General features: G+C 65.0%; 3 protein-coding genes and 2 pseudogenes. 3 read left to right on the forward strand and 2 right to left on the reverse strand.

Features of this window, described 5'->3' with window-relative positions:
- Nucleotides 1–375 (reverse strand): annotated as a pseudogene (locus tag KBZ07_RS16055) (2OG-Fe(II) oxygenase); the annotation flags it as partial.
- On the reverse strand, nucleotides 375–824 hold the full coding sequence (locus tag KBZ07_RS16060) for a protein phosphatase (protein WP_254932549.1): 450 nt from the start codon (nucleotides 822–824) through the stop codon (nucleotides 375–377). The gene KBZ07_RS16060 and the pseudogene KBZ07_RS16055, both read right to left, overlap by 1 nt.
- Nucleotides 825–872: 48 nt before the next feature.
- On the opposite strand from KBZ07_RS16060, the gene KBZ07_RS16065 reads away from it, so the two are divergent.
- The 3 genes and pseudogenes from KBZ07_RS16065 to KBZ07_RS16075 all read left to right on the forward strand — a co-directional run bounded on the left by KBZ07_RS16065 (nucleotide 873) and on the right by KBZ07_RS16075 (nucleotide 4,956).
- Nucleotides 873–1,130, forward strand: coding sequence for a hypothetical protein (locus KBZ07_RS16065; protein ID WP_254932550.1), 258 nt, complete (start codon nucleotides 873–875; stop codon nucleotides 1,128–1,130).
- Nucleotides 1,131–1,148: 18 nt separating this feature from the next.
- A pseudogene (locus KBZ07_RS16070) lies at nucleotides 1,149–3,808 on the forward strand (cation-translocating P-type ATPase).
- Nucleotides 3,809–3,927: 119 nt separating this feature from the next.
- On the forward strand, nucleotides 3,928–4,956 hold the full coding sequence (locus tag KBZ07_RS16075) for an alpha/beta fold hydrolase (protein ID WP_254932551.1): 1,029 nt from the start codon (nucleotides 3,928–3,930) through the stop codon (nucleotides 4,954–4,956).
- Nucleotides 4,957–5,032: the final 76 nt, after the last annotated feature.

The raw sequence follows: 5,032 nt of genomic DNA on the forward strand, positions 1-5,032 counted from the left end.
GGCCTCATCGCTGATGGTCCAGTCGCAGTGCCAGCGCTTGAAGCCCTCACCCGGGGCGTAGTGCTGGAGGTTGAAGATTGGATTGACAAACAGCTCCTGATCCGGAGAGCACTCCCGCAGCAGGGGGCGCTCCTGCAGGTAGCGCTCCAGGGCGGCGCTCACCCCGCGCAGGATCACCTCGGCCAGGGCATAGGCCTCGGGATCGGAGCGGTCGATCGCCACCAGGGAGATGTCAGTGGAGATTTTGGCGGGCTCGGCGCTGGGCCCGAAGGCCACCCCCGGACGCTGTAGGTCGGTGCGGCGCTCAAAAAAGGCCCGCACCCCATCGGCCAGGGCCTCGAAGCCGGCATTGCGGTAAGAGGCGATCAGCTCCATCAGGGCTGCTGCCGCCAGGGAATGGCCACCAGGGCATCGAGTGGCTGCCAGCGCTCCTGGGGGGCCACCAGCCCTGGCAGCAGCCCCACCCGCTCCAGGGCCTGGGTCACCCGGGCGGAGTCCAGCGGCCCGCCGGGCCCCATGGGCATCACCAGCACCTGCTCCTGGGCGGGATCGGCCAACACCTGCAGCTCCAGATCCTCTAGAGCCCGCTCAAAAAAGACCCGGCGCATGCGTCCGCTGATCACCGGGCCCAGGGCAGCTGCAAAAGCCTCCAGCCCGTCCCGATCACCGCTGCAACCGCAGTTGAGCGAAAGCCAGATCATCAGCTTGGCCCAACTCTCGGTGCTCCACAGGGGCTGAAAGCTCTCGCGGTGCTGGCGCACCAGCTCGCCGATGGCGAAATCAAACAAGCTGGCCTGCAGGCTGGAGGCGTTCATGGCCGCCATCCTGCCCAGCCGCGGGCAGACTGCAACCACCCGCGCCCGCCGCAGCCCATGGCCCTCGACTTCAACGATCCCGAACTGGAGTTTGGCGATCTCGTCTACGCCTACCAGAGCTGGGTGATGGCGGTGATCAACGATGAGAAGCTCGGCGGCAGCGAGACCCTGCTCACCGAAGAGATCGCCGACGACGCCCTCAACGCCATGCGCTTCCTGCCCGGCGAGGTGACCAGTGCCATCGAAACCAGCCTGGCCCGTGTCTACGACGTAGATGCCGAGGAGCTCGCCAACCTCCTGGTCCCGGAAAGTTGACACCCCGCAGGAGCAGCCGTGCCCCTTCTCCCCGCTGAGGTCCACAGCCGCGCCGGCCCCGAGCTGGCAGCCGAGCTGGCCAGCAGCACAAGCCAGGGGCTCAGCGATCAGGAGGCCGAGCGGCGCCTGGGGGTTTGGGGGCCGAACGCCCTCGGCGACGGCGGGAGCTTGCCTGCCTGGCGCAGGTTCCTGGGCCAATTCCACGACCCCCTGCTCTACACGCTGCTGACGGTGGGCGGGATCAAATTGCTGCTCCACGAACCCGGCGAGGCGCTGGTTATCTGGAGCGTCACCCTGATCAACGCCGTGATCGGCTACGTGCAGGAAAACCGGGCCGAAACGGCGATTGCCGCCCTGGCCCGAGCCGTGCGCACCGAAGTGGAGGTGATCCGCGCCGGCCGGCGCCATCGCCTCACCTCCGAGCAGCTGGTGCCGGGCGACCTGGTGCGCCTGGAGGCGGGCAACAAGGTGCCAGCGGATCTGCGCCTGCTCCAGGCCCGCAACCTGCAGGTGGATGAATCGAGCCTCACCGGCGAATCCCTGCCGGCGGCGAAAGACAGCGCAGCCGTTGCCAAGAGCACTCCCCTGGCCGAGCGGATCGGCATGGCCTATGCCGGCAGCCTGGTGACCAGCGGCCTGGGCCTGGGCCTGGTGGTAGCCACCGGTGCCGCCACCGAAGTGGGCCAGATCTCGAGCTCCCTGCAACAGCAGGTCAGCCTGAGCACTCCCCTGACCCGCAAGTTCCGCCGCTTCAGCCACACCCTCCTGCAGCTGGTGCTGGTGCTGGCCGGCCTCACCTTCCTGGTGGGTCTGCTGCGCGGCCGCGATGGGGTCGAGATGTTTGACGGGGCGGTGGCCCTGGCGGTGGGGGCGATTCCGGAGGAGCTGCCGGCGATCGTGACGATCACCCTGGCAATCGGCGTCAACCGGATGGCCCGCCGCAACGCGATCATCCGCAAGCTGCCGGCGGTGGAGGCCCTGGGCAGCACCACCGTGATCTGCTCCGACAAGACCGGCACCCTCACCCAGAACCGGATGACGGTGCAGGAGATCCATGCCGGCGGAGCCCTGGTGCCGATCGAGGCGCTCTGGCCAGGCAATGGCAGTGACTGCGATCTCCTGGCCAGCAATCGGGCCCTGGAAGAAACCCTGCTGGCGGGCCTGCTCTGCAACGACGCCCGGCCCAGCCAGCAGGAGGGGCTGGTGGGGGATCCCACCGAAACGGCCCTGCTCCAGGCCGCCGAAACGGCTGGCCTGGACCGGCAGCAGGCCCTCGAGCGCCACCCCCGTCGGGATGCCATTCCGTTTGAGTCAGAACAGCAGTACATGGCCACCCTGCACGGCAGCGACCGCATCCTGGTCAAGGGCTCGGTGGAAGTGGTGCTGGCCCGCTGCAGCCGCCAGCTGAACCCGAGCGGCCAGGCCGAGCCCCTAGAAGGCGAGCGCATCACCGCCGCGGTGGCAACCATGGCCGGCCGAGGCCAGCGGGTGCTGGCCTTCGCCATCGGGCGGGCCGATGGGGATCCCAACCAGCTGCAGCCCAGCCAAATCGAGCGGGGGCTGGATTTTCTGGGTCTGCAGGGCATGCTCGATCCCCCCCGCCCCGAGGCGATCCGGGCCGTGGCCGCCTGCCAGGGCGCGGGAATCAAGGTGAAGATGGTTACGGGAGACCACCTCGAAACCGCCCGCTCCATCGCCCTGCAGCTAGGCCTGGGCGAGGCGGGCAGCCTGGGGGCCATCGAAGGCCGCAGCCTGGCCAGGCTCAGCCTGGCTGAGCTGATCGACTGCGTCCGCCGCAACGACGTGTTTGCCCGGGTGGCACCCGCCCAGAAGCTGGCCCTGGTTCAAGCCCTCCAGGCGGATGGGGCCGTGGTGGCCATGACCGGCGATGGCGTCAACGACGCCCCGGCCCTCAAACAAGCCGACATCGGCATCGCCATGGGCAAGGGGGGCACGGAGGTGGCCCGAGAAGCGGCCGACATGCTGCTGACCGACGACAACTTCGCCACAATCGAAGCGGCCGTGGAGGAGGGCCGGGCCGTTTATCTCAATCTGCACAAGGCCCTGGCCTTCGTGCTGCCGGTGAACGGCGGCGCCTCGATGACAATCCTGCTGGGTGCCGTGCTGGGCCTGGAGCTGCCGGTAACAGCCCTGCAGGTGCTTTGGCTGAACATGGTCTGCTCCCTGAGCCTCTCGATCCCCCTGGCCTTCGAGCCCCGGCCACCGGGGCTGATGCGGCAAGGGCCGCGGCCCCCGGCCCAGCCCCTCCGAGCCGCGGTCTGGTGCGCAAGGTGGTGCTGGTTTCAACCTTCTACTGGTGCTTCATCTTCGGGGTATTTCTCTGGGCCCGCTCCCATGGCCACAGCCTGCCCCTGGCCCGCACCATGGCGATCCAGGCCCTGGTGCTGGCCCAGATCGCCTATCTGGTCAGCATCAGCCAGGTCAGCAAGCTGGGCTGGCGCCATTGGCACCACAATCCGATCCTGCTGGCGGGCATCGGCACGGCGGTGCTGCTGCAGCTGGGCTTCAGCCAGCTCGGCTGGATGAACCGCTTCTTCGCCACGGCCCCCCTGGAGCCCCAGCAGTGGTTGATCTGCGGCGTGGCCCTGCTGGTGATGGTGCCGGTGGCCGCCCTAGCCGAACGCCTCGATCCCACCACGGGGGTTCCGATGGACTGACTAGGTGATACGAGGCAAGAGTCGGCAAGACCCGGTGAGGGTTCAAGCACCGTGTTGGCTGAACAACATGGCCAAATGCTGCACCAAGGCTAGGGGTCAATAAACCGAAGCAAGAAAATATGGCTGATCGAGATACCTTCGCCGTAAACAGCGGAGAAAAGTTCCATCTGATCAACAATTTTCAGTTTGAAAGCGGCCAGACACTTGCCCTTGCGCGCATTAACCACACCACCCTGGGAGAGCCCCAGCTTGACTCAAATGGCCTGATCCAAAATGCGGTTCTGCTCATTCATGGAACAGCAAGCAGCTGGCAGATTTATACAGAGGGTTGGTGGGCCAACAGCATGTATGGCCCCGGCCAGCCCCTGGATCTGGGCCAAACCTTTGTGATTATCTCAGACAACATTGGTGCAGGCGGCTCAAGCAAACCAAGCGATGGCCTGCGCATGAACTTCCCCTCCTACCAGCATGAGGATGTGGTTCGGGCCCAGCACGACCTGGTAACCAATCACCTGGGTATCAACCAATTACGGGCCGTGATCGGCAGCTCCTTGGGCGGCAGGCTCGCATGGCAATGGGCAATTCAATATCCCCAGGCGGCCAAGAGCATCATTCCGATGGTCGCCTCTCCCTTTCCGCTGGCCGGCCGTCGTGGCATGCAGGATTATCTCGGAATTGAGCCCTTGCTCATTGATCCAAGCTGGGATGGCGGCAATTACCTTGAGCCCCCACGCAACTTTCCCCTAGCCATCATGACCTACTGGATATTTATGTCCGGGGTCAACCACCTATGGAGAGCTGCCCCCACCAGGGAGCTTGCCCTCCGGCACCTGCCCAGGCTGGCAAAGAAAATCGCCGCAAAACTAGATGCCAACGACTGGATCTACCAATTGCGGGCCAATGACACATTCAACGCTGCCCTATCACTTGAGAAGATTGAAGCCCAAGTGCTTGCCGTAGCAATTGACGGCGACGAAATGGTGCCAGTTGAGCTGGGCCAACTGGATGAGGCCAGGTGCATACTTGCCGAGAAAATGGAAATCGTTGAGATTAGCGATTCCGGCACGGGCAAGGGCCATACCTCTTTGCAGCATGTACTCCAGACCTGTGCACCAAAAATCGGCGAGTTCCTTAAATCGCTAGGCTGAGATTATTAAGCCAAAATTACTAGCCCAACTGTTTGACAGCCGCCGCGGCTACTACGCGGAGCAAAAAGATAAGATG

Source organism: Cyanobium sp. BA20m-14 (genome assembly GCF_024346295.1).

Coding starts and splice junctions, on each gene's coding strand:
- KBZ07_RS16060 (WP_254932549.1), bottom strand. CDS start 824: ATGGCGGCCATGAACGCCTCCAGCCTGCAGGCCAGCTTGTTTGATTTC.
- KBZ07_RS16065 (WP_254932550.1), top strand. CDS start 873: ATGGCCCTCGACTTCAACGATCCCGAACTGGAGTTTGGCGATCTCGTC.
- KBZ07_RS16075 (WP_254932551.1), top strand. CDS start 3,928: ATGGCTGATCGAGATACCTTCGCCGTAAACAGCGGAGAAAAGTTCCAT.